This is a genomic window from Sphingomonas sp. Leaf343, from assembly GCF_001423765.1.
Lineage (GTDB): Bacteria > Pseudomonadota > Alphaproteobacteria > Sphingomonadales > Sphingomonadaceae > Sphingomonas.
In genome coordinates this window covers 24,349-46,514 of the sequence record NZ_LMPG01000002.1, presented here as the reverse complement: position 1 = coordinate 46,514, position 22,166 = coordinate 24,349, and the positions used below count along the sequence as shown (strand labels likewise).

The window sequence follows — 22,166 nt, the reverse complement described above, 5'->3', positions numbered from 1 at the left end:
CCCGACGCGCCCGGCTGCGGCTATCGCGCGGTCGATGACCATCGATGGAGGGGGAAGGGCGCGCGGCGCGTCTTGGAAGCGGTACGCGCTGGCGGCGATCGTGCTGGTGGCGGCGATCCTTCGCGTGCGCGGCATCGGTTTCGGCCTGCCGGCGATGTACGATGCGGATGAGGGCATCTTCATCCTGCAAAGCATGAAGCTGTTGCGCGATCACACGCTGAACCCCGGCTGGTTCGGCCATCCGGGTACGACGACCATCTATGGGCTGGCGCTGGTGGAGATCGGCGTCGTCGGGCTGGGCATCGCCACCGGCCGCTTCGCCGATGTCGAGGCATTCGGCCGCGCCTTCTACGCCGATCCGGGCATCGTCCTGCTGCCCGGCCGCTATCTGATGCTCGCCTTCGCGCTGGTTTCGATCGTGCTGACCTTCGCAACCGCGCGCCGGTTCGGCGGGTGGCGCGTCGCATTGCTGGCGGCGGCATTATTGGCGGTGGACCCGCTCCATGTCCGCTATTCGCAGATCATCCGCACCGACATGCCCGCCAGCATGTTCGTGCTTGCCAGCCTGTATTTCGCCGCGGACATTGTGCGTTACGGCCGCGCCCGTGATTATGCACTGGCGGGAGTGATGTTGGGCTTTGCGATCGCGTCGAAATGGCCGGCAGGTACGGCGTTCTTCGCCATCGCCGGCTCGGCGATGGGTCGTGCGCTGGCGCATCCCGACGAACGGGCGCGCCACGCACGCCTGCTACCGATGGCGGCCGCGATGACGGTCGCCGGTGCGCTGATCGCCTCGCCCTATCTGCTGCTCGACTACCGAACCGTCCTCGACAATGTCGTGGGGGAGGTGCAGCCGCATCATCTGGGCGCGAGCGGTGGCGGACTGTTCCACAATCTGGGCTGGTATCTCGGCGAACCGCTGCGGCAGGCGGCGGGCGGCTGGTTCGGGCTGGCGCTGGCGCTGCTGGGTTTCGTCGTCGGCGGCCGGCGCAGCGCCGCATTCCGCTGGACGGTGCTTCCGTTCGCGGCGGTGTTCCTCGTCTCGATCGCGGCGCAGTCGATGATATGGGCGCGCTGGGCGGTCCCGCTGCTCGCCGTCGTCGCCATCGCGCAGGCAATGGCGGTCGCCGCGATCGTCGGCTGGGTCCGGCGGCGGTGGGCCGCGCCGATCCTGCTTGTCGCGGCGCTGCTGCCGCCGTTCCTCGCGACGCAGGGCGAAGCGAGGGAGCGGGCGACCGACACGCGCGGCCTCGCCTCCGCCTGGGCGCGCGCGCACATTCCGGCGGGCAGCACCGTCATCGTCGAACATTTCGCGTTCGACCTGCTCCGGCAGGACTGGCGCCTCCTCTATCCTCTGGGGGAAGCAGGCTGCGTCGACGTGGCGGCGAATCTGAAGGCCAAGATCCGCTATTCCACGATCGAGAAGTGGCGCGGCAACCGGGCGATCGTCGATATCGGCACGATCAAGCCCGGCACTTCGGGGACGTGCCGCGCCGATTATGCGATCTTCATCGACTATGACCGCTATCTGGCGGAGGCGTGGCGTTATCCGCTGGAGATCGCCAATTATCGCGCCGTCGTCGGGCGGGGCAGGGTGGTCGCGGTATTTCGCCCCGAACCCGGCCGGATCGGCGGTCCCATCGTCCGCATCGCAAGGCTGCACCCATGATCGCGCTGCTGCTGCTCGCCCTGCAAGGTCCCGATCTGGAGACGTTGCGCGCCGCCGATCTGCGCCTCGCCACGATCGGCCACCGCCTTGCCATCGCCAACGTCGCGCTGTGCGACCGGCGCGCGCCCGCGCCCGGCCTTGTGATCCACACGCTCGATCAATACCCGACCGGGGAACAGCCCGCGGCGCGCGCCATCTTCCGCTTCACCGCGCCCGTATCGGTGGAGGCGGTCGTGCCCGGCAGCACCGCCGCCGCCGCCGGAGCCCGGGCGGACGACGGTTTGCTCGCGATCGACGGAACGCCCGTGCCGAAGCCCGCGAAGCCACCGACCTCCGCCACGCGGGAGGCGACGCTGAAGGCGCTGGCGGCGCGTCCCGCGGACCAGCCGCTGGCGCTGACGCTCTCCGATCGCAGCGTCACCGTGGCCGCCAGTCCCGGCTGCCGCACCGATTTCGAGCTGATCCTCGGCCCGAAAATGACCGCCGAGGCGGACGGGACGACGGTACGGATCGGCGTCCGCTTCCTCGAACGCTATAGCGATACGGAGGTCGCCGCCGTCGTCGCGCACGAATTGTCGCACAACGTCCTCCACCACCGCGACCGGCTGGAGGCGGCGGGCGTGAAATGGGGCGTCCTGTCGGAATTCGGGCGCAACGGGCGGCTGTTCCGCCGCACCGAGGACGAGGCGGACCAGCTCTCCGTCGCGCTGCTGCACAATGCGGGTTACGACCCGCGCGCCGCCGCGCGCTTCTGGCGGGAGCATGGCGGCGATATCGACGGCGGCCTGTTCCGCAGCCGCACCCACGCCTCCAGCAAGGACCGCGCCGCCGCGATCGACGCCGAGGCCGCCCGCATCCCCGCCGGCGCCGGCCGGACCTGGACTCCGCCGCTGCTGGCGACCCGCGACCAGCCGCTAGACTGAGGGTCGCCAGTCCCAGCCCAGCGGATCGCCGTCCATCACCTCGACGCCCGACGCTGCCAGTTCGTCGCGGATCGCATCCGACCGCGCGAAATCCTTCGCCGCCCGCGCCTCGCGCCGCTCCGCCAGCTTCGCCGCCACGCCATCGCCGTCGATAGGAGCGTCGGCGGGACGCGTCCTCAGGTCGGCGCGCGTCAGCGTCGCCAGGCCAAGACCCAGCACCGCGTCGAACTCGGCCAGCGCCGTCAGCCGATCGCCCGCCGACACCTTTTTGTCCGCCAGCAACTCGTCCAGCGCGATCAGCGCGCGCGGAGTCGACAGGTCGTCCGACACCGCCGCATCCAGCCGCTCGACATAGGCGCCTGCGGGCCCGGCGGAGGGCGCATCCGGCCGTGCACGCAGCGCCTCGACACTCTGCACCAGCCGCTTCAGTCGGGTCTGCGCGGCGGCAAGACCCTCCCACGAGAACTCCATCTCCGACCGATACTGCGCCTGAAGGCACATCATCCGGTACGACAAAGGGTGGAAACCGCGATCGACCAGTGTCTGCAGTCGCGTGAACTGGCCCGACGATTTGGACATCTTGCCGGCGCGTTCGACCAGGAAATTATTGTGCAGCCAGACATTCGCGCCGGTATCGGCGGTCCCGCTCATCGCCTGATTCTGCGCGATCTCGTTCGGGTGATGGATTTCGCGGTGGTCGATGCCGCCGGTATGGATGTCGAACTTCGGCCCCAGATATTGCCGGCTCATCACCGAACATTCCAGGTGCCAGCCCGGTGCACCTCGACCCCAGGGCGAATCCCACTCCATCTGCCGGTTCTCGCCCGGCGCGGATGTGCGCCAGATCGCGAAGTCCGCCGCGTTGCGCTTCCCCGCGACGGGATCGATCCGGCTCTCGCCCTCGTCGCTCTTCTGCCGCGCGAGGCTGCCGTAATCCGGCACGCTCGCCGTGTCGAAATACAGGCCGTCGGGCAGCCGATAGCAATGCTTCGCCTCGATCGCCGTGCCCCAGTCGATCATCCCCGCGACATGGTCCGTCGCCAGCGGAAACCGGGCTGGATCGACGATGTTCAGGTCGCGCAGATTCTGTTTGAACGTCGCTGTATAATGCGCCGCGATCGCCCAGATGTCCTGCCCGGCCGCCTTCGCCGCCGCCTCCATCTTGTCGTCGCCGGCATCTGCGTCGGACGTCAGGTGGCCGACATCGGTGATGTTGATGATGTGGGTAAGCGGCCACCCCTTCCACCGCAGCACCCGCCCCAGCGTGTCGGTAAAGACATAGGCGCGCAGATTGCCGATATGCGCGTAATTGTAGACGGTCGGTCCACAGGAATAGACCCGCACGTTCGCGGGATCGATCGGCACGAACGTCTCGGTCATGCGCGACAGGCTGTTATAGAGGATCAGGGGAACGCCGTTCATGCCGCCGTCCTTAGCGGCGGATGGGGTCCCCGGCCAAGTGGGGCGACCTAGCTGGGCTGAACACCGGATCAGGAGAGCGGCAGGGGGACGCCGCACCACCGCGCGAAATCTACCGCGCCAGCCCGACGATCGCGGTTCCGACATAGCCGGCCGACGGGCTGCCGGTCAGCGTCGGCGTCTGCTGCGCGATCTGCGCGGCAGTGTTGTCGGCGAACACGTTGTCGCTCGACAGCGACACGCGGGTGAAGTTGCCGGCGCTGGACGGATAGGTCATCGCGTCGGCATAGACCGTGCTGCACGCCGCCGCCGGCATCGCCAGTTGCGACACGAGTGATGCGTAACGGCCACTGGTCGCCGTCGCCAGCGTCGAGAACACCTCGAAATGGATATGCGGCCAGCGTCCGTCGTAACAGCCCGGAAAGACGAGCGTAAACGTCACCTGCCCGTTGCTGTCGGTCACCTGCACGCCGCGCAGGTAGCTCTCGGCGGCAGCGGTATAGAGCGAGTATTTGCCGTTGCGGTCGCAACACCACAGATACACCGCATACCCGGCCAGCGCCGCGCACGCCGCATTCACGTTCACGACGGTCAGCGTCAGCTTCAGCTCGACACCTGTCGCGACGGTCGTGCTGCTGCCTAGAAAACTGGGCCGGATGTCGCTGCGCACGATGCCGCTCGCCACCAGCGCGTTGCTGGTCGATCCGCTGGAGGTGTTGGTCCCATCCGCAGGATAGGGGCCACCGGTTTCGGTCGGATCGACGATGCACGATCCCGTCGGGGTGGGCGTCGCGGTGGCAGCCGGGGTCGGCGTGGCGGCCGGCGTGGGCGTGGCGGTCGCACCGCCGCTGACGACCGATACCGTGGACGATTCCCCGTTGCCGCCACACCCGGTGACCATTGCCACCGTACCCGCCCCCGCGAACCATTTCAGCGCCCGTCGCCGGGCGACCAGCGCGTTCATCCGCGGCAGGTCCTCCGCCAGACTGTGGCCGTGATCGTCGTGGTTGTGGTCGCTCATCTGGGTTCCCCTGGGATCGGTGGGGACCATGTCGCGGCGGCGGGTCACCACCGTATGTCCGGCAAGCGTCGTATTGTTACGGGATGTTGCGAAAGCGGCGGGCATGGCTCATCGGCAGGACGGTCGCCGTGCGGCAGCATCGCCCTTCATGCCAGCGGCAAGATCACCTGAGCCCGCGCCCCGGTCGGCCCGTTCTCCAGCGTCACTTCGCCGCCATGCCGCCCCGCGATCGACCGCACGATCGCCAGACCCAGCCCGGTCCCGCCCGTCGCACGGTTCCGGGAGGGGTCGCCCCTCACAAAGGGCTCGAACAATCGCTCCACCGAAGCCGGATCGATCCCCGGCCCATGATCGTCGACCGTCACCACCACGTCGCGGCTTTCGATACGCCATCCGATCGATACCCGGTCGCCGTATCGCACCCCATTCTCGATCAGGTTCGCAAATAGCCGCCGTAGAGCACCCGAATCACCCCGGACGATTGCGCGCGGTCCCGGCGCTGCCGTCACCGGCTGGCCCGATTCGCCCATGTCATCGACCAGAGCGTCGATCAGGCTGCCGAGATCCAGCCGGTTGGTCACGTCGCTCGTCTCGTCCCGCGCGAAGGACAGCGCCGCCGCGATCATCGCGCGCATCTCGGCGATGTCCGCCGCGGCACGCTCCCGCGCGGCATCGGGCAGCGATTCGATGCGGAAGGCGAGTCGCGATAACGGCGTTCCCATGTCATGCGCGATCGCCGCCAGCATCGTCGTTCGCCCCTCCGCGTGCGCGGCCAGCCGCGCGTGCATCGCCGCGACCGCCCGCGACAGCGTCCGCACCTCGCGTGCGCCGCCTTGCGGCAACGGCGGCAGCGTCGCACCCGCGCGCGCCTGCTCCGCCGCCTGCGCCACCTGCGCCAGCGGGCGGGAGATCGCCCGCGCCAGCATCCAGCCGGGAACCGCCAGCGCCAGCACCGCGATCAGCATCGCCGCCAGCGTTTTCAAATGCCATGGCCGCAGCAGCGGGTCGGGGCTGGACACCACCCGCCACTCGTCCGCCGTGCGCCAGCCCAGCACGAAATCGCGGCCGAAACTGCCCTGCTCATCCTCCGGTGGCCGCATCGTATAGGCCACTACGTCGCGTGCCGGCACGCCGAGCAGCGTCGCCAGCCGCTCCGCCCCGGCGGGATTGGGCCGGAACAGGTGGTCGGGGGCAGGGGGGCGATCCTGCCTGATGACGCTCAGCCGACCGGCTCCACCGCCGCCACGCATCACCCGGGCCACGGCAGCGGCCGTGCCTGTGCTTTCGCGCGGCGGTGGTCCGCTGAACGTCACGGCGAAGATCACGCTGGTCGCAACCACGACCGACGCCAGCACCAGCGCGAAGATCGGCCATGCGATCGAGCGCGCCCGGTTCGTCATGTCAGCGCGTCTCGACATCGGCCGCGAACATATAGCCTTCGTTGCGGACGGTACGGATCAGGTCGTCGCCGCCCCTGCCGTCGGTGCGATGCAGCCTCCGCCGCAGACGGCTGACCTGGACGTCGATCGCGCGGTCGAAATGCTCGGCATTGGTCCCGCGCGAATGATCGAGCAGGAAATCGCGTGTCAGTACGCGGCGGGGATGCTCGACCAGCGTCATCAGCAGCCGAAACTCGCCGTCCGACAGGTTGATAACGACATCGTCCGGGTCGAACAACTGCCGCCCCGCCGCGTCCAGACGCCAATCGGCGAAACGCTGGAACGGGCGTGGTGGCGCACCGCCACCGGACACGATGCGAGTCGGCCGGTGTTCGCCATGCCGCCGCAGCACCGACCGGATGCGCGCCAGCAACTCGCGCGGATTTGCCGGCTTTGCGACATAATCGTCCGCACCCATCTCCAGACCGACGATCCGGTCCACCTCCTCGCCGATCACCGACAGGATGATGATCGCGGGTGCGGTGGCCCGGTCGAGCGACCGCAGGATCGACAGTCCGTCCTCGCCCGGCATCATCACATCCAGCACGACCAGCGCATAGCGTTCCGCCGCCAGCGCCGCGCGCATCCCCGCGCCGTCCACCGCGACGTCGACGAGATAACCGTGTCCCGACAGGAAGGCGGCGGTCAGTTCGCGGATGCCGGGATCGTCGTCGACGATGAGGAGGCGGGTGGCCATGTCCGGGGCGAGGTCCAGATCGGAGGGTTCTGCGGTCCTGAGCATGGGGCAGCGGTGTCCACCCAGCGTATCCGTCGCATTGCAGGGCTGCAACATAGGGTGAAACAGGTCCGGCTGTGGCCGTGCCGCCACAGCTTTGGCGGTGCCGGTTCGGGTTGCGTTTTGGGACCGGCGCTGCTAACCGCCTCCGTCACACGGCGCGAACCAAGGTTCGCGGCCGCTTTATCCATTGGAGCTCATTGGTTTTATGCAGATCATCGTTCGCGACAATAATGTCGACCAGGCCCTGCGCGCGCTCAAGAAGAAGCTGCAGCGTGAGGGCGTGTATCGCGAGATGAAGCTGCGTCGTCATTACGAGAAGCCGTCGGAGAAGCGTGCGCGCGAGCGTGCCGCTGCCGTGCGCCGCGCCCGCAAGCTGGAGCGCAAGCGCGCCGAGCGTGACGGCGCCCGGTAAGAGGCGTTCGAGCGAAGTGGAGGGACCCCGTGGAGGGCCTCCACTTCCTCCACTTCGAGACTGATCTTCGGTGACGGCACCGACCCGGGTGCCCCCAACTCCAGGTGTATCCATGTCGACCGTCACCGCCGTTCCCCTCCGCCCCGTCAAGCGCAGCTATCTGGTCTATCTGTGGATCGGACTCGCGCTGGCACTGGTCAGCGCCTTCGCGCTGGCGCGGCAGGGCGATGACGTCATGAGCCGCAATGCGCGGGCGGAGGGCGTGGTGACCACCGCCTCCGGCCTTCAGTACAAGGTGCTGAAACCCGGTGCGGGCGCGAAGCCCACCAACACGGATGTCGCTCTCATCAACTACGAGGGGAAGCTGCTCAACGGCTCCACCTTCGACAAGTCGCAGCAGCCGACGCCGATGCCCGTGGCCGGCGTCGTTCCCGGTTTTTCCGAAGCGCTGAAGCTGATGCCCAAAGGCGCGAAATATCGCGTCTGGCTCCCTGCCGCGCTCGGCTATGGCGACAAATCGCCCAGCCCTTCGATCCCGGCGAACTCGACGTTGGTGTTCGACATCGAACTAGTCGACTTCCTGCCGCAGGAAGTCGTCCAGCGGATGCAGCAGCAGCAGATGATGATGGGCGGAGCGGGCGGCGGCATGCCCCAGGGCGCTCAACCCCAGCGCTAACGTATCGAGTGGGCGTCTTTTCAGGCGGTCGCGATTTCGCCGAACAGATAGCTGATCGTGCCGGCATGACCGGCACGCCGACACACGGGCGCGGTGGGGGTATCGACGAACGTCGGCGAGGACCGCTGTAATCTATCGCAAAGCGCCGGCTCCCGGATCGTCGCTACATGACGTCGGACTGACGCGGCCCGGCGATGCGTATATCGCGCGGCGGATTTCCGTTGCCCTATTTGCGGCAACGGTAAGCAGGCACGGGTTTTACGGCGCTTTCCGCGACGTTTATCGTTGGGATGGCTAATTCGTGCTTCGCACAATGTCGGCCCAGTGATCCGCAGCAGCCTCGCGTCCCGGATCAAACGCGTGCCTTTTATCGCTAGAGCAATCCCTCGGTGAAACGCTGCCGACGCTTGCAAAGTCACCGATCATCCAAACCTCATCGTGCAAGCAGCTCATATTTGCCGCATGGCGATGACGATCACCCTCTACCGGACAAAAAAATAGCGGCCCGAAGGCCGCTATTCTATTAGCCGAAGCTGGATCAGCTCAGTTGCTGTCCGGCTCGTCATCGCTGTCGGCAACGATCACGATGCCGGCAACGACCGCAGCAGCGGCCAGAGCAGCAACGATGAAGCCGCCACCGGCCAGCTCGTTCTTCTTGGCCGACGCCGAGCCGACGCGGGCCGACTTGGCGACCGACAGGCTCGATGCCGCGTTCACCGGAGCGGCGACCGCAGGCGCAACGACCATCGTCGCAGCGGCAGCAGCCGCGAGATACTTAGCAAGACGCATGTAGAACTCCCTTCAAATGTCCGTCGATCAGCGCAGTGCCATAAAGCATACGGCCTTGCAACAGTTCCACCCGACCGGCGCGTTTACGCCACCGCGGTTGCGGCCATGCAACACTCCGATCGCGGGTGTCTTACAGCAAAAACTACGAACAAAAAGTAGTAAACTGCCGTAGTGCAGCAATACCACGGGGATCAGAGGGTATCGCAATGCCATGATCGGTCGCCCTCGAGGCCCAGCGCGCTCAGCCGTCCAGACTGGTAGGCCCCGGTATCGACACCGATCCGATGCGGCCGAAACTCTATCGCGGGTGAAACCGTATGCCCGTGGACGATCATCTTTTCCAGCGGGTTACGATGATCGAGAAACGGATTTCGTATCCAGCGGAGGTCGCTTGGCCGCTGTTCGGACAGGGGCCGATCGGGATGCACGCCGGCATGAACGAAGGCGTAGCCGCCGATCACTTCGATATCGGCCGCAGCTGCGAGAAAGAGCCGATGATCCTCCGGAACGACGCGCTGGAGCGCCGCGGCAAGTTCGGCATAATCCATCACGTCGTAGTCAGCCGCGGCGATCCCGTAGCTGATCGCCGTTTCACGTCCGCCGATTCGGCAGAACAGGCGCAGCGCCTTGTCGTCGCCCCCGATTGCGCCCAGGAATATTTCTTCGTGATTGCCCGAGAGCAGCCGAACGTCGGACTTGGCAAGAGCGAGATGCCGGATGCGCTCGACGACGCCGGCGGAATCCGGACCGCGGTCGACCAGATCGCCAAGGAAGATATAGGTCGTTTGCGCGGCGCTACGGCCGGCGTCGTCGGCCTCGATCGTATCGAGCAGTCTATCCAGCAGATCGAGTCGGCCGTGCACGTCACCGATCGCGTAGACACGCTGGCCCGTCGGAATGACTGGCGCGCTCCGCACGGGCGTCGCCCTTTTGAGAAACTTGAGCAGCATCGCTTTTTCAGGGATATGGCCAGCAGGGACCGCCGGCGGGAACAATCCCATTACGTCTTTGCGTGCCGCGCTGCAATGAACGCGATCAGCTTGCCAGCCGTAACTCCGGCCGCACCATTTCGTGGGAGAAGGGCGGCTGATCGGGCCAGATACCGCGCGTATCGAGGACGGCCTTGCCTTGCCGCTCCTGCAGGGGGATCGACCGGAACAGGTCGTGGTCGACCAGCAGGATCATGATGCCGCAGGTTTCGATCGCCGTATCCACGTCGATCAGGCGTGCGCCCGTTCCCTCCAACGCCTCCGGAAGCGCGTCGGCATGGGGCTCCACGATCCGCACTCGCTCGCCGAAGCGCCCGGCCAGCGCCACCGCGACACGCAGGGCCGGGCTTTCGCGAAAGTCGTCGATGTTCGCCTTGAACGCCAATCCCATGCAGCCGACCGGGACGCCCGGCATCGCCTCGATCATCGCCACGGCCTGCGCGATCACGTGGTCCGTCTTGCGGTCGTTCACTTCGCGGGCGGTGCGGATCAGTGGCGTGCTGTCTGGCGCGGCCGCGACGAGGAACCACGGATCCACCGCGATGCAATGGCCTCCAACGCCCGGACCGGGCGACAGGATGTTGACGCGCGGGTGGCGATTGGCGAGCCGGATCACCTCCCACACATCGACGCCGAGCCGGTCGGCGACGAGGCTGAGTTCGTTGGCGAAGGCGATGTTGACGTCGCGAAATGCGTTCTCCGTCAGCTTCGTCATCTCCGCCGCGCGGGCGGTGGTGGTGACGCAGGCCCCCCGCACGAACCGTCGATAAAAGGCCAGGGCCTTGCGCGCGCACCGCGGCGTGACCCCGCCGATGACGCGGTCGTTGTCGATCAGTTCGACAAGGATGCGGCCCGGAAGCACGCGTTCCGGGCAGTAGGCGATCGCGATGTCCGCACTTTCACCGATGCCGCCGTGGCCGGGTACGCGCAGGTCGGGGCGCAGAACTGCCAGCAGATCGCGGACCTGTTCGGTCGTGCCGACGGGCGAGGTCGACTCCAGAATGATCGTGTCGCCCGCCTTCAGCACGGCGGCGATGCTGGTCGCCGCTTGCAGGACATAGCCGATGTCGGGCTGGTGGTCCGCCGCGAACGGCGTGGGGACGGCGATCACGAAGATGTCGGCGGGTGCGATCTGCGTAGAGGCGCGCAGCGTGCCCCGCGCGACAACGCCGGATACGAGGCCATCGAGATCGACCTCCTCGATATGGACGCGGCCGGAGTTGACCGTTTCCACGACGGACGCGGTCACGTCGACGCCGAGCACCCGTGCGCCGGTGCGGGCGATCACCGCGGCGGTAGGCAGGCCGATATAGCCCAGCCCCATGACGACGACGTCGAGTTCAGCGGCGGAAGCCATCGGCGATCACCTTTCCGATCCTGGCCGAGGCGTGACCGTCGCCGAACGGGTTGTGGGCGCGGGCCATGGCGGCATAGGCGTCGCTATCGTCCAGAAGCGTGAAGACTTCGGAAACGATGCGATCTTCGTCCGCTCCGATCAGCTTGGCGGTTCCTGCCACGACGCCCTCCGGCCGCTCCGTCGTCTCGCGCATCACAAGCACCGGTTTGCCGAGTGCCGGCGCCTCCTCCTGCACGCCGCCCGAATCGGTCAGGACGATGTCGGCGGCGGCCAGCGCGGCAATGAAGCCGGGATAATCGAGCGGTGCGATGCGGGCGACATTGGGCCGGTCGCCCAGCAGATCGTCCATGACCGCGACGACATTCGGGTTGGGATGTATGGGAAAGACGACGCCGACATCCTCGCGTTCGGCGATGCGGCCGATCGCCCGCGCGATCGAGGCCATGCCATCGCCGAAATTCTCGCGCCGGTGGGTCGTGACCAGTACGATGCGGCGCCCGTCCATTTGCGACAGGACTGGTGCGACCGACTGTGCCAGCACCGGATCGGTGGCGATCCGCTCCCGTGTCCAGTGCAGCGCGTCGATCACCGTGTTGCCGGTGACGTGGATGCTGGCCGGATCGATCGCCTCGCGAATCAGGGCGTCGGCCGCCGTGCGCGTCGGCGCGAAATGGTATTGCGCGATCGGTGCGACGATGCGGCGGTTCACCTCCTCCGGCCAGGGATGATAGATGTCGCCGGACCGCAGACCCGCCTCGACATGCGCGACCGGAATGCGACGATAATAGGCGGCCAGCGCGCCCGCCATCGCGGTGGCGGTGTCGCCCTGCACCAGTACCATGTCCGGCCGCTCCGCGTCGATCGCGTCACCGATCCCGATCAGCAGCCGTGCGGTCAGCCGGTCGAGCGATTGGCCCGGTTCCATGATGTCGAGATCGCGGTCGGGTACGAGTCCGGCGATCGTCAGCACCTGATCCAAGAGGCCGCGATGCTGTGCCGTCACGCAGGTGCGGACGCGCAGCCCTTGCGTCCCGCCGAGCGCCCGGACGACGGGGAAGAGTTTGATCGCTTCGGGTCGCGTGCCGAAGACGACGAGGATGGTATGAGCCATACCAGTTTAGTAAGGCGGCAGGGTTTACGATCATGCTAACCGCGCATCGTCCAGGCGCGGCTGGCTCAGGGCGGCGGGATACGAGCCGCCGGCTACGCAGACCGACAGGGAGACAGAAGACGATGACGATCAAGCCATTGCGCAAGGCCGTGTTTCCGGTTGCGGGTCTGGGGACGCGTTTCCTCCCGGCGACCAAGGCGATGCCGAAGGAGATGCTGACCGTCGTCGACAAGCCGTTGATCCAGTATGCCGTGGAAGAGGCGCTGGAGGCCGGGATCGACCAGATCATCTTCGTGACGGGCCGCAACAAGTCCGCGCTGGAGGATCATTTCGACATCTCCTACGAACTGGAGGCGACGATGCGCGCGCGCGGCAAGTCGCTGACCGTGCTCGACGGCATCCGCCAGAAGCCGGGTTCGCCGGTCTATGTCCGCCAGCAGGAACCGCTGGGTCTGGGCCATGCGGTGTGGTGCGCGCGCGAGATCGTCGGCGACGAGCCGTTTGCGGTGCTGCTGCCGGACGAGCTGATGGTCGGCAGGCCGGGGTTCCTGAAGCAGATGGTCGAGGCGTATGGCCGGGTCGGTGGCAACGTCATCGGCGCGCTGGAGGTGGAGGACAGCGAGACCGACAAATACGGCATCATCTCGCCGGGCGCGCGGATCGACGATCGCACGGTCGAGGTGACGGCGCTGGTCGAGAAGCCGGCGAAGGGAACCGCGCCGTCCAACCTGATGATCCCGGGCCGCTATATCCTGCAACCCGAAGTGATGCGGATCCTGGAAGGGCAGGAAAAGGGCGCGGGTGGCGAGATCCAGCTGACCGACGCGATGGCGCAATTGATCGGCCGGCAGCCGTTCCATGGCTTCACATTCGACGGCGAACGCTACGACTGCGGCGACAAGGCGGGCTATATCTGCGCGAACCTCGCGCTGGCGCTGGTGCGCGACGACATCGGGCCGGCGGTGCGCTCGTTCGCCGAAACCCGGCTGGGCTGACATCGGCCGGACGATCCCTTCGGGCGAGAAGGCCCGGAGGGATCGTCTATCCAGCGCAGGCCGAGCAGCCGGGATCCTTTGGTAATCGGATCGAACGGAAACGGCTCGACAGCAGATCGATCAGCATGACGCTGCCCGCCGGATCGTCTCCGAACGGAGCGATCACCCGCAGAACCTCCAGCGCCGCAAGGCTGCCGAGGATGCCGGTCACCGGGCCGAGTACGCCCTGTTCCGCGCAACTCGCCTCGTCGCGACCGGGCGCATCGCCGACGAAACAGCGATAACAGGGCGCGCCAGCTTCCCAGCCGCGAAAGACAGCGAGCTGTCCATCGAATTGTCCGACCGCCGCCGACACCAACGGTGTCCGCAGGGTCAGCGCGGTGTCCGCGACCAGCAGCCGCGTCGCGAAGTTGTCGCACCCGTCGAGGATCGTATCGGTGCCGGCCAACAGCGCGGCGGCGTTATCGGCATCGATCCGCGCGTCATGGATGTCGACCGCGACGTTCGGGTTGATCGCAGCGACGGAACGGGCGGCCGCTGCGGCCTTCGATTCCCCGACATCCGCGGCCGAAAAGATCGTCTGCCGCTGCAGGTTGGACAGGTCGACGCGATCGCCGTCGATCAGGACGAGCCGGCCGACGCCCGCCGCCGCAAGATACTGGATCGCGGGCGAGCCGATTCCGCCGCAGCCGACGATCGCCACCGATGCGCCCCTGATCCGCATCTGGCCGCTGCCGCCGACCTCCCGCAGAACGATGTGACGGGCGTAGCGGGCAAGTTCCTCGTCGGAAAGCGGCGTCACCAGCGGTAGGCGACCGACAGGCGGTACCAGCCGGGCCGAGACGCCGTGCTGCCACCACGGGTCAGCGCGATGACGTAGCCCACGGTATATTGCTCGACCGTGGGACAGCCGATCGCCGCCGGAACGACCTGACGCACGCCGCCTGCCGGGCCGACGAGGATGGCCACCGGTGCGATGACCTGCGCGCCGTCCGTCGCCGGCGTGGCGATCCGGCAGCGATCGGATTGTACCTCGCCGCGGACATAGGAGGTCGCCTCCGGCGTGATGCCTGCGCGGACAAGCGGATAGGCTGGCAGCGCGGTCCAGTCCTGCGGCGGCGAAGGCTGTGGCGGTGTCGGCGCCGCCGTCTGGGCAAGGAGGGCGAGGGCGATCATCACCCGATCATGCCCGTCCCGGTCGACCCGAAGCCGCCGACCCCGCGCAAAGTATCGTCAAGCGTGTCGACCTCGATCAAGCCGGCGCGCTGGACGGCGGCGGGAACGAGTTGCGCGATTCGGTCGCCACGCACGATTTCGAACGGGGCGGTGCCGAGATTGGCGAGGATCACCTTCACCTCGCCCCGGTAATCCTCGTCGATCGTCCCGGGCGTGTTGAGGCAGGTGATGCCATGCTTCAGCGCAAGGCCGGAACGGGGCCGAACCTGCACCTCGTAGCCCGCCGGAATGGCGATCGCGAACCCGGTCGCTATCGCTGCGCGCGCGCCGGGTGACAGCGTCAGCGTCTCCGCCGCGACGACATCCATTCCTGCCGCGCCGGCCGTAGCGTAGGCGGGGAGGGGAAGGTCGGCACCGTGAGGCAGGCGCTTCAGGGCGATGCGGATCGCGGTCGTCATGTCCCCCGACAGGTAACGTGCGCGCGCCGTCAGGACAAGGTTTCGGCGATCCGATCCGCCAATCGGGCGGCGACCTCCTCCTTCGGCAGGCGTGTCCAGCTTTCGACGCCGGCGTCGGTGACGAGGTGAACCGTGTTCTCGCCACCGCCGAAAACGTCGCCCGATACGTCGTTCGCGACCAGCCAGTCGCAGCCCTTGCGCGAGCGCTTGGCAATCGCATGGTCGACCACGTTCTCGGTTTCCGCGGCGAAGCCGATCAGCAGCGCGGGGCGTCGTGACGACGAGGCCAGCGTGGCGAGGATATCCGGGTTCTCGACCAGCGTCAGGGTGGGCGGCGCGGTGCCTTTCTTCACCTTTTGCGGTATCGCCTCCACACGCCAGTCGGCGACGGCGGCGACCATCACGGCGGCGTCGACCGGCAGCGCGGCGTCGACGGCGGCGGCCATATCGAGCGCGGACTGAACGTCGACGCGGTCCACCCCGGCGGGCGTCGTCAGGCTGACCGGTCCTGCAACGAGCGTGACACGCGCACCGCGGCTGGCGAGAGCGGCGGCGATGGCGAAACCCTGTCGGCCGGACGAGCGATTGGCGATGTAGCGAACGGGATCGATCGGCTCGTGCGTCGGACCGGCGGTGACGAGGATGTGCTTGCCGGCCAGCGACGCGGTGGTCGCCGTCGCGGCCTCTATGGCGGCGACGATCGCCTGCGGCTCGGGCAGCCGACCCGGACCGAACTCGCCGCACGCCATCGGCCCTTCATCCGGTTCCAGAACGATGATGCCATCGGCGCGAAGCTGTGCGACGTTGCGGACGGTGGCCGGATGCTGCCACATCCGCACGTTCATCGCCGGGACGCACAGCACCGGTTTGTCGGTCGCCAACAGCAATGTCGTGGCGAGATCGTTCGACAGCCCGGCCGCCATGCGCGCAATCAGATCCGCGGTCGCCGGGGCGACGACGATCAGAGTCGCCTGACGGCTGAGCTGGATATGGCCCATCTCCGCCTCGTCCTTCAGATCCCACAGCGTCGTAAAGACCTGATCCTCCGACAGCGCCGCGAGCGTCATCGGCGTGACGAAGTGGCTGCCGCCTTCCGTCAGGACGCAGCGCACGCCGTGTCCGAGTTTACGCAACAGGCGGATCAGTTCGCACGCCTTGTACGCCGCGATGCCGCCGCCGACGATCAGCAGAATCCGCATCAGCGCACCACGCGCGTCACGGTGATGCGTCGCGTATCGCGGGCCGCGGCGGTCAGGTCGCGCACGGCGTCGATCGCGAAGATCAGCCCGACGATCGACAGGGGCGCGACGAGCAACGCCCAGTAGTAATTGTCCGCCCGCGCGACGATCGCCAGCACCAGCGCATAGGCAGCAAGCGTCCCCTGAACGCGCGCGGCGATCGGGTCCTGCCATGCCGCCCATCCTGCGAGAGCCAGCGCGAGCAGCGGCGCGGCGAGCCACAGGGGTATGAATTGCAACCCGCTCGACAGGATCGTCGACCGCACCGCGAAGCCCGGCCCGAGCAGCCCGCCCCAGCCGGGCGACGCCGGATCGAGCGGACGGACGACCTGCGCGACGGCGTGGGCGTGGACGCCGACAACGATGGCGAGGATGACGAGCGCCGCCGCCCAACCGACCGCTTCCTGTCGTGCGCCATCGTAAACCGCGAGCGCAAGCATTACGAGGAGGTAGACCGACGCCGTCTCGCGGATCAGGGCGGCGGCGAGGCCGATCGCGACGGCCTCGATCCATCTGTCGCGCCGGCCCGCCGGACGATGCAGCGCCAGCGACAGCGCGATCAACAGTCCGGCCCAGAGTTCGTGAAAGATGGCGAGCTCGGGCGCACCGGCGGCGGCAAGGCCCATCAACAGCAATACCATCGTCGCGACCCGCGCGGGCGTGCGGGCCAGTGCGGGGGCCAGCCGCGCGTACCAGGCCAGCGCCACTCCGACCGCGAGCGCCCAAAGCATTCCCGTCACGACGATCGCGGGCATCGCGCCGGACACGACCGCCAGCGTCGGCAGCCGGAACGCCACGAACGGCCGCAGCGGGTAATTCCCTGATCGGAGAGCATCCGCCGCGACCGAATAGTAGTCGCCGCCGTGGCGGACATTGTCGACGATCGTTCCGTACAGCACGGCGTCACCCATGCCGTCGCCCGGCGCGCCGACATCGGGATTGGGTGTGCCTGTCGCGATCAATGCCGCCAAAACCAGTGCGGCGATCGCCGCCAGCATCATCCACGCGGCATTACGGGGCCAGCCGGCGAACCGAGACGGATGGGCAAGCAGCAGCGGGGCGAGCGGTCGGCGGCGCATGGCAATCGTGCGGTAGCATGGATTTTGCGGAGGGCGAATGGTTTGGCGCGCTGCGATCGTAGGTGAGACCGCGCTGCCCGCGTGAACGCAAGCGGGTGACGTGTGCCGACGCCGGCCGCGTTGGTCGGTGCTATATCGACGCACGAGCTCCGACCCCATCATCGGCTCGATCGATGTATCTTGCGGCACTGATCGAATTTGCCGATCAAGCTATGCGGCAAACTCAATTTTGCAGTGCAGCATTTGTCCCTACATGGAGGGAGCAATCTTCCACTGACCAAGGACGTCGCAATGTCTCTCATCGGCACCAGGCTGAAGCCTTTCACCACCCAGGCGTATCGTCAGGGCAAGTTCGTCACCGTCAGCGATACCGACGTGACGGGCAAGTGGGCTGTCTTCTTCTTCTACCCCGCCGATTTTACCTTCGTCTGCCCGACCGAGCTTGAGGATCTGGCGGACGTGTACCCGACCCTGCAGAAGATGGGCGTCGAGGTGTACAGCGTGTCGACCGACACCCACTTCAGCCACAAGGCATGGCACGACAGCTCGCCCGCGATAGGCAAGATCGACTATTACATGCTGGGCGATCAGAACCACAGTATCAGCACGAACTTCGACATCCTGCGTGAAGGTCAGGGGCTGGCGGATCGCGGCACGTTCGTGATCGATCCTGAGGGTGTGATCCAGCTGATCGAGGTCACGTCCGAGGGCGTCGGCCGCAACGCCGCGGAGTTGCTGCGCAAGATCAAGGCCGCGCAGTATATCGCCGCGCATCCGGGTGAGGTCTGCCCCGCCAAGTGGGAAGAGGGCGAGGAGACGCTCGCTCCGTCGCTGGACCTCGTCGGCAAGATCTGAATTTACCGGTTTCCGGCCTCCAATCCTCCCCCGACGGGAGGTCGGATCACGGCCCGGGGCACCCCTGCGCCCCGGGTCGTTTCTGTTTCAAGCGGAGTTATCGTGATGCTCGACGCCAATCTGACGCAGCAGTTGCAGGCCTATCTGGTCAACATCCGCGAGCCGATCGAGCTGGTTGCCAGCATCGGCGACGACGGCAAGAGTCGCGATATGGCCGCCTTGCTCGGCGAGATCGCGGTGCTGTCCGACGCGATCACGGTCGTGCCCGGCGATGATGCGCGCACGCCGAGCTTCCTCATACGCCGCGTGTCCGATGCCGCCGTCGCGGTGCGGTTCGCCGGTTTGCCGATGGGACATGAATTCACGTCGCTCGTTCTGGCGCTGTTGCAGGTCGGCGGCCATCCGTCGCGCGCGGCGCAGGACCTGCTCGATCAGGTGCGCGGACTGGACGGGGATTATGCGTTCGAAACCTATTACTCGCTGACGTGTCAGAACTGTCCGGACGTGGTGCAGGCGCTGAACCTGATGGCAGTGCTGAACCCGCGCATCACGCACACGGCGATCGACGGTGCCCTGTTCCAGTCCGAGGTCGCCGAGCGCAAGGTCATGGCGGTGCCGACGGTGTTCCTGAACGGCGAGAGTTTCGGTCAGGGCCGTATGGAGCTGGAGCAGATCGTCGCGAAGCTGGATACGGGTGCGATCGCGAAGGCCGCGTCGAAGCTGGCGGACAAGGAGCCGTTCGACGTGCTGATCGTCGGCGGCGGTCCGGCCGGCGCGGCGGCGGCGATCTATGCGGCGCGCAAGGGCATCCGCACCGGCATTGCGGCGGAGCGTTTCGGCGGGCAGGTGCTCGACACGATGGCGATCGAGAACTTCGTGTCGGTGCAGCACACCGAGGGACCGAAGTTGGCCGCGCATCTGGAGAGTCATGTGCGCCAATACGATGTCGACATCATGAACCTGCAACGTGCCGCGTCACTGAAGCCGGCGACCGATGTCGGTGGTCTGCACGAGGTGACACTGGAAAACGGCGCGACGCTGTCGGGCCGAACGGTGATCCTGTCGCCGGGCGCACGCTGGCGGCAGATGGGTGTGCCGGGCGAGGAGGCGTACAAGAACAAGGGCGTGGCATATTGCCCGCACTGCGACGGACCGCTGTTCAAGGGCAAGCGGGTGGCGGTGATCGGCGGCGGCAATTCCGGCGTCGAGGCGGCGATCGATCTGGCGGGGATCGTCGCACACGTGACGTTGATCGAGTATGACGCCGATCTGCGCGCCGACGCCGTGTTGCAGAGGAAGCTCGCCAGCCTGCCGAACGTCCGGATCGTCACCTCCGCGCTGACGACCGAAGTCACCGGCGACGGCGAGCGGGTGACGGGTCTCACATACCGCGACCGCAACCACGATACGCTGCATGAGGTCCCGCTGGAGGGCGTGTTCGTGCAGATCGGGCTGGTGCCGAACACCGAATGGCTGGGCGACGCGGTGGCGTTGTCGCCGCGCGGCGAGATCGAGATCGATCATCGCGGGCACACGTCGCGGCCGGGCATCTTCGCCGCGGGCGATGCGACGACGGAGCCTTTCAAGCAGATCGTCGTGGCGATGGGCGCAGGCTCGACCGCGGCGCTGGCGGCGTTCGATCACCTGATCCGATTGGCTCCAGAGGATGTGCTCGCGGCGGCGTGAGGGATTTTCCGGCCGTCTAACGCGCTGTCGTCATACCGGGACGAGCCCGGCATGACGAATGTGGTTAGGGTGAGCGTCGTTCTTGAACGCGCGCGCTGATAATGCCGGTCCTTTACTCGCCACCCAGCCACGCAGCCCGGAACGCGCGCTGTTTGGTGGTGAGGGGTTTGCCGGCAGTTTCGCTTCGGACCAGTCGCATGGCCGGGTCGTTGCGAGGGGTGAGCGTGGCGGTGCGTTCCTTGCCGCGCTGGATGTAGCGGATGTCCAGCGAGGTGCCGGGTTTCAGCCGGCCAAGCGCCGACTGCCAGTCCTGTGCGCTCGTCACCGTCGTGCGGCCCAGCGTGACGATGCGGTCGCCGCGCTCCAGACCGGCGGCGTAGAGCGCGGTCCCGGCCGCGGGCGACTGGTTGAGCGTCACGGCGGGGCCGTCGGCGGTCACGTCGGCCGCGCCGATCCATCCGCCGTCGGGGTTGGCGGCTTGCCACGTCAAACCGGCTTGCGCGAACAGTGCGGCGAAGTCGGGCAGGTCGCTTCCCTCGACCGACGTCGCGAAGAAGCGGTCGGCGAAAGGCTGGTCGCCCGTCAACGTCGCCAGCGCGGTACGCAGATCGGCGGTCGTGTAGGGTTTCTCGGGCGCGCCGTGGAGCTTCCAGAGCAGGCGCATATAGGTGTCGAGGGATTGACCGGGGTATTTGCCGCGTAGTTCCAGATCGAGGGCGGCGGCCAGGGTCGCGCCGTAGGTGTAATAGGACACGAAAATGTTCGGGTTCACCGAGTCGATCGACTTCGCTGCGTCGACGAAGGGTGCGCGCAGGCTCATCTCCTTCGGGCCGCCATGGACCCGGGCGGGGCTGTTGACGACGGCGTTCACTGTTCCGCCGAGGTTCGCCAGATAGGCGTCGACCGACATTTCCCCGACGCGGCGGATTGCGAGCGGCCCGTAATATTGGGTGAAGCCCTCCGCGACCCACAGGGAGGGCGTCGGGTTGGCGCGGGCGAAGTCGAACGGCTCCAGTTCGGCAGGGCGGATGCGCTCCACGTTCCAGGAATGGAAGAATTCGTGGCTGAGCGTGTTCAGCTGCGCGTCGTTGGCCGCGTAGAGCGAACGCCTGTCGGCGATGATCGTGGAATTGCGATGCTCCATCCCGTCGCCGGTGATGTATGGCAGATAGTCGGCGATGAAGGTGTAGGTGCCGAAGTCGTAGGCGGGCGGTGCGCCGAACAGCGCGATCTGCGCGTGCACCACCTTCTTCGCCTTTTCCGCAAACCGGTCGAGATCGGCGTCGGTGCCGTCGTGGTGGACGGCGAGACGATAGGTGCGGCCGGCGTCCTGCCATTCGCGAAGGCCGAAGTTGCTGAGTTCGGTCGGGCTATCCATCAGATACTGAAGGTCTGGTGCCCAGAAGGTCGTCGCTTCACCGGTCGCGGGGGGAAGCTGGGTCGCGACCTTCCAGCTCGGGTCGGCGGGCCGGAAGCGAACGCGGATCGGCTGTGCGTCATAGCCGGTCGCCCAGAGGAACGTCGCAGGCATGTTGAGGTGCGCGTGCGTGGTGTCGATCTGCGCGTAGGTGCCGTCGCCGTGATCGCCATACAGCGTGTAGGTGACCGTGACGGTGCCGTCGTGACCCGCCACGCTCCAGCCATAGGGATCGGTGCGGGTCAGCGTCAGCGCGCGGCCGGTGCCGTCGACGGCGCTGAGGTCGTAGACGTTCTTCGCGAACTCGTGGATCGCGTAGCGGCCGGGCGAGGAGCGCGCCATCTGTACGCGCAAAGGGCCGGCTGGGACGTTGTGCCACGTCGCGGTGATCCGTGCCTCGTGATGTACGGCGTTCGGAAAGGCTACGTCGTACTGGACAGGGGCGGCCGAGCCGGGATCGCGCGCCTTGATCTGGGCGGCGGCGGGTGTGGCGAAGCAGGCGGCGGCGAGCAGAAGCCGGGACATGGTCGACATGGGTTCCCCTTGTTTCGGCCCGGTCTAGCGAGCGGCGATGCCCCTGAACAGCACCGGCGCATGACGGGTCCGAAACGGGAATGTTGCCGCTCCGGGGCAGTTACCTTCCGTTAGGCGTGGTGCGGGATGAAGTCGGGGTCGCCAACAGTGGGACGAACTTCGCCTTGCTTTCCCGTATATCAGC

General features: G+C 67.1%; 21 protein-coding genes. 7 read left to right on the top strand and 14 right to left on the bottom strand.

Annotation, left to right across the window (positions count from 1 at the left end; translation table 11 throughout):
• Positions 1 to 34 precede the first annotated feature (34 nt).
• Both ASG07_RS04640 and ASG07_RS04635 read left to right on the top strand, forming a co-directional pair.
• A complete protein-coding gene (locus ASG07_RS04640; protein WP_055843092.1) occupies positions 35 to 1,669 on the top strand; it encodes an ArnT family glycosyltransferase in 1,635 nt (544 codons plus the stop codon).
• The gene (locus ASG07_RS04635; RefSeq protein WP_055843089.1) at positions 1,666 to 2,592 is read left to right on the top strand and encodes a M48 family metallopeptidase; all 927 of its coding nucleotides are present in this window, start codon (positions 1,666 to 1,668) and stop codon (positions 2,590 to 2,592) included. Before ASG07_RS04640 ends, ASG07_RS04635 begins: the two co-directional genes overlap by 4 nt.
• On the opposite strand, the gene cysS is transcribed toward ASG07_RS04635, so the two are convergent.
• The 4 genes from cysS to ASG07_RS04615 form a co-directional block, all read right to left on the bottom strand.
• The gene (cysS, locus tag ASG07_RS04630) at positions 2,584 to 4,014 is read right to left on the bottom strand and encodes a cysteine--tRNA ligase (RefSeq protein ID WP_055843087.1); all 1,431 of its coding nucleotides are present in this window, start codon (positions 4,012 to 4,014) and stop codon (positions 2,584 to 2,586) included. The two genes, ASG07_RS04635 and cysS, sit on opposite strands and share 9 nt — an antisense overlap.
• 109 nt (positions 4,015 to 4,123) lie before the next feature.
• Entirely contained in the window at positions 4,124 to 5,032 is a 909-nt protein-coding gene (locus ASG07_RS04625; RefSeq protein ID WP_055843085.1) for an intradiol ring-cleavage dioxygenase, read from the bottom strand.
• A 146-nt stretch (positions 5,033 to 5,178) separates the two neighbouring features.
• A complete protein-coding gene (locus ASG07_RS04620) occupies positions 5,179 to 6,432 on the bottom strand; it encodes a sensor histidine kinase (RefSeq protein WP_055843083.1) in 1,254 nt (417 codons plus the stop codon).
• A 1-nt stretch (position 6,433) separates the two neighbouring features.
• On the bottom strand, positions 6,434 to 7,168 hold the full coding sequence (locus tag ASG07_RS04615) for a response regulator (protein ID WP_236694558.1): 735 nt from the start codon (positions 7,166 to 7,168) through the stop codon (positions 6,434 to 6,436).
• 247 nt (positions 7,169 to 7,415) lie between these two features.
• Here ASG07_RS04615 and rpsU point away from each other — a divergent pair, with 247 nt between their 5' ends.
• Both rpsU and ASG07_RS04605 read left to right on the top strand, forming a co-directional pair.
• Positions 7,416 to 7,622, top strand: a complete 207-nt coding sequence (gene rpsU / locus ASG07_RS04610; RefSeq protein WP_007404630.1) for a 30S ribosomal protein S21 — start codon at positions 7,416 to 7,418, stop codon at positions 7,620 to 7,622.
• Between the two features lie 112 nt (positions 7,623 to 7,734).
• Positions 7,735 to 8,298: an FKBP-type peptidyl-prolyl cis-trans isomerase gene (locus ASG07_RS04605; RefSeq protein ID WP_055843081.1), complete on the top strand. Its 564-nt coding sequence runs from the start codon at positions 7,735 to 7,737 to the stop codon at positions 8,296 to 8,298.
• Between the two features lie 543 nt (positions 8,299 to 8,841).
• On the opposite strand, the gene ASG07_RS04600 is transcribed toward ASG07_RS04605, so the two are convergent.
• From ASG07_RS04600 to wecB, 4 genes are all read right to left on the bottom strand, one after another.
• Positions 8,842 to 9,087 carry a hypothetical protein gene (locus tag ASG07_RS04600; protein WP_055843079.1) on the bottom strand — a complete coding sequence of 82 codons (246 nt, stop codon included), beginning with the start codon at positions 9,085 to 9,087 and terminating at the stop codon, positions 8,842 to 8,844.
• A gap of 191 nt (positions 9,088 to 9,278) precedes the next feature.
• Positions 9,279 to 10,037: a metallophosphoesterase family protein gene (locus tag ASG07_RS04595; RefSeq protein WP_055843077.1), complete on the bottom strand. Its 759-nt coding sequence runs from the start codon at positions 10,035 to 10,037 to the stop codon at positions 9,279 to 9,281.
• Between the two features lie 85 nt (positions 10,038 to 10,122).
• Entirely contained in the window at positions 10,123 to 11,433 is a 1,311-nt protein-coding gene (wecC, locus tag ASG07_RS04590) for a UDP-N-acetyl-D-mannosamine dehydrogenase (protein WP_055843075.1), read from the bottom strand.
• Positions 11,417 to 12,544 carry a non-hydrolyzing UDP-N-acetylglucosamine 2-epimerase gene (wecB, locus tag ASG07_RS04585; protein ID WP_055843073.1) on the bottom strand — a complete coding sequence of 376 codons (1,128 nt, stop codon included), beginning with the start codon at positions 12,542 to 12,544 and terminating at the stop codon, positions 11,417 to 11,419. Before wecB ends, wecC begins: the two co-directional genes overlap by 17 nt.
• A gap of 122 nt (positions 12,545 to 12,666) precedes the next feature.
• On the opposite strand from wecB, the gene galU reads away from it, so the two are divergent.
• On the top strand, positions 12,667 to 13,539 hold the full coding sequence (gene galU / locus ASG07_RS04580) for a UTP--glucose-1-phosphate uridylyltransferase GalU (RefSeq protein ID WP_055843072.1): 873 nt from the start codon (positions 12,667 to 12,669) through the stop codon (positions 13,537 to 13,539).
• A 46-nt stretch (positions 13,540 to 13,585) separates the two neighbouring features.
• On the opposite strand, the gene ASG07_RS04575 is transcribed toward galU, so the two are convergent.
• From ASG07_RS04575 to ASG07_RS04555, 5 genes are read right to left on the bottom strand one after another with little or no spacing between them, the layout of a single operon-like run.
• On the bottom strand, positions 13,586 to 14,341 hold the full coding sequence (locus tag ASG07_RS04575) for a HesA/MoeB/ThiF family protein (RefSeq protein ID WP_055843070.1): 756 nt from the start codon (positions 14,339 to 14,341) through the stop codon (positions 13,586 to 13,588).
• A complete protein-coding gene (locus ASG07_RS04570; RefSeq protein WP_082474524.1) occupies positions 14,338 to 14,715 on the bottom strand; it encodes a hypothetical protein in 378 nt (125 codons plus the stop codon). Before ASG07_RS04570 ends, ASG07_RS04575 begins: the two co-directional genes overlap by 4 nt.
• Positions 14,715 to 15,173, bottom strand: coding sequence for a dUTP diphosphatase (dut, locus tag ASG07_RS04565; RefSeq protein WP_055843066.1), 459 nt, complete (start codon positions 15,171 to 15,173; stop codon positions 14,715 to 14,717). Before dut ends, ASG07_RS04570 begins: the two co-directional genes overlap by 1 nt.
• A gap of 29 nt (positions 15,174 to 15,202) precedes the next feature.
• The gene (gene coaBC / locus ASG07_RS04560) at positions 15,203 to 16,372 is read right to left on the bottom strand and encodes a bifunctional phosphopantothenoylcysteine decarboxylase/phosphopantothenate--cysteine ligase CoaBC (protein ID WP_168377305.1); all 1,170 of its coding nucleotides are present in this window, start codon (positions 16,370 to 16,372) and stop codon (positions 15,203 to 15,205) included.
• On the bottom strand, positions 16,372 to 17,490 hold the full coding sequence (locus ASG07_RS04555) for a hypothetical protein (RefSeq protein ID WP_055843064.1): 1,119 nt from the start codon (positions 17,488 to 17,490) through the stop codon (positions 16,372 to 16,374). Before ASG07_RS04555 ends, coaBC begins: the two co-directional genes overlap by 1 nt.
• Before the next feature lie 291 nt (positions 17,491 to 17,781).
• On the opposite strand from ASG07_RS04555, the gene ahpC reads away from it, so the two are divergent.
• Positions 17,782 to 18,345 (top strand): alkyl hydroperoxide reductase subunit C, encoded by a 564-nt coding sequence (gene ahpC / locus ASG07_RS04550; RefSeq protein WP_055843062.1) that lies wholly within the window; start codon positions 17,782 to 17,784, stop codon positions 18,343 to 18,345.
• A gap of 105 nt (positions 18,346 to 18,450) precedes the next feature.
• Entirely contained in the window at positions 18,451 to 20,031 is a 1,581-nt protein-coding gene (ahpF, locus tag ASG07_RS04545; protein WP_055843060.1) for an alkyl hydroperoxide reductase subunit F, read from the top strand.
• A 112-nt stretch (positions 20,032 to 20,143) separates the two neighbouring features.
• Here the strand turns inward: ahpF and ASG07_RS04540 are convergent, their stop codons facing one another.
• Complete coding sequence (locus ASG07_RS04540; protein ID WP_201780961.1) at positions 20,144 to 21,982, bottom strand: M61 family metallopeptidase; 1,839 nt, start codon at positions 21,980 to 21,982, stop codon at positions 20,144 to 20,146.
• Between the last annotated feature and the right edge of the window lie 184 nt (positions 21,983 to 22,166).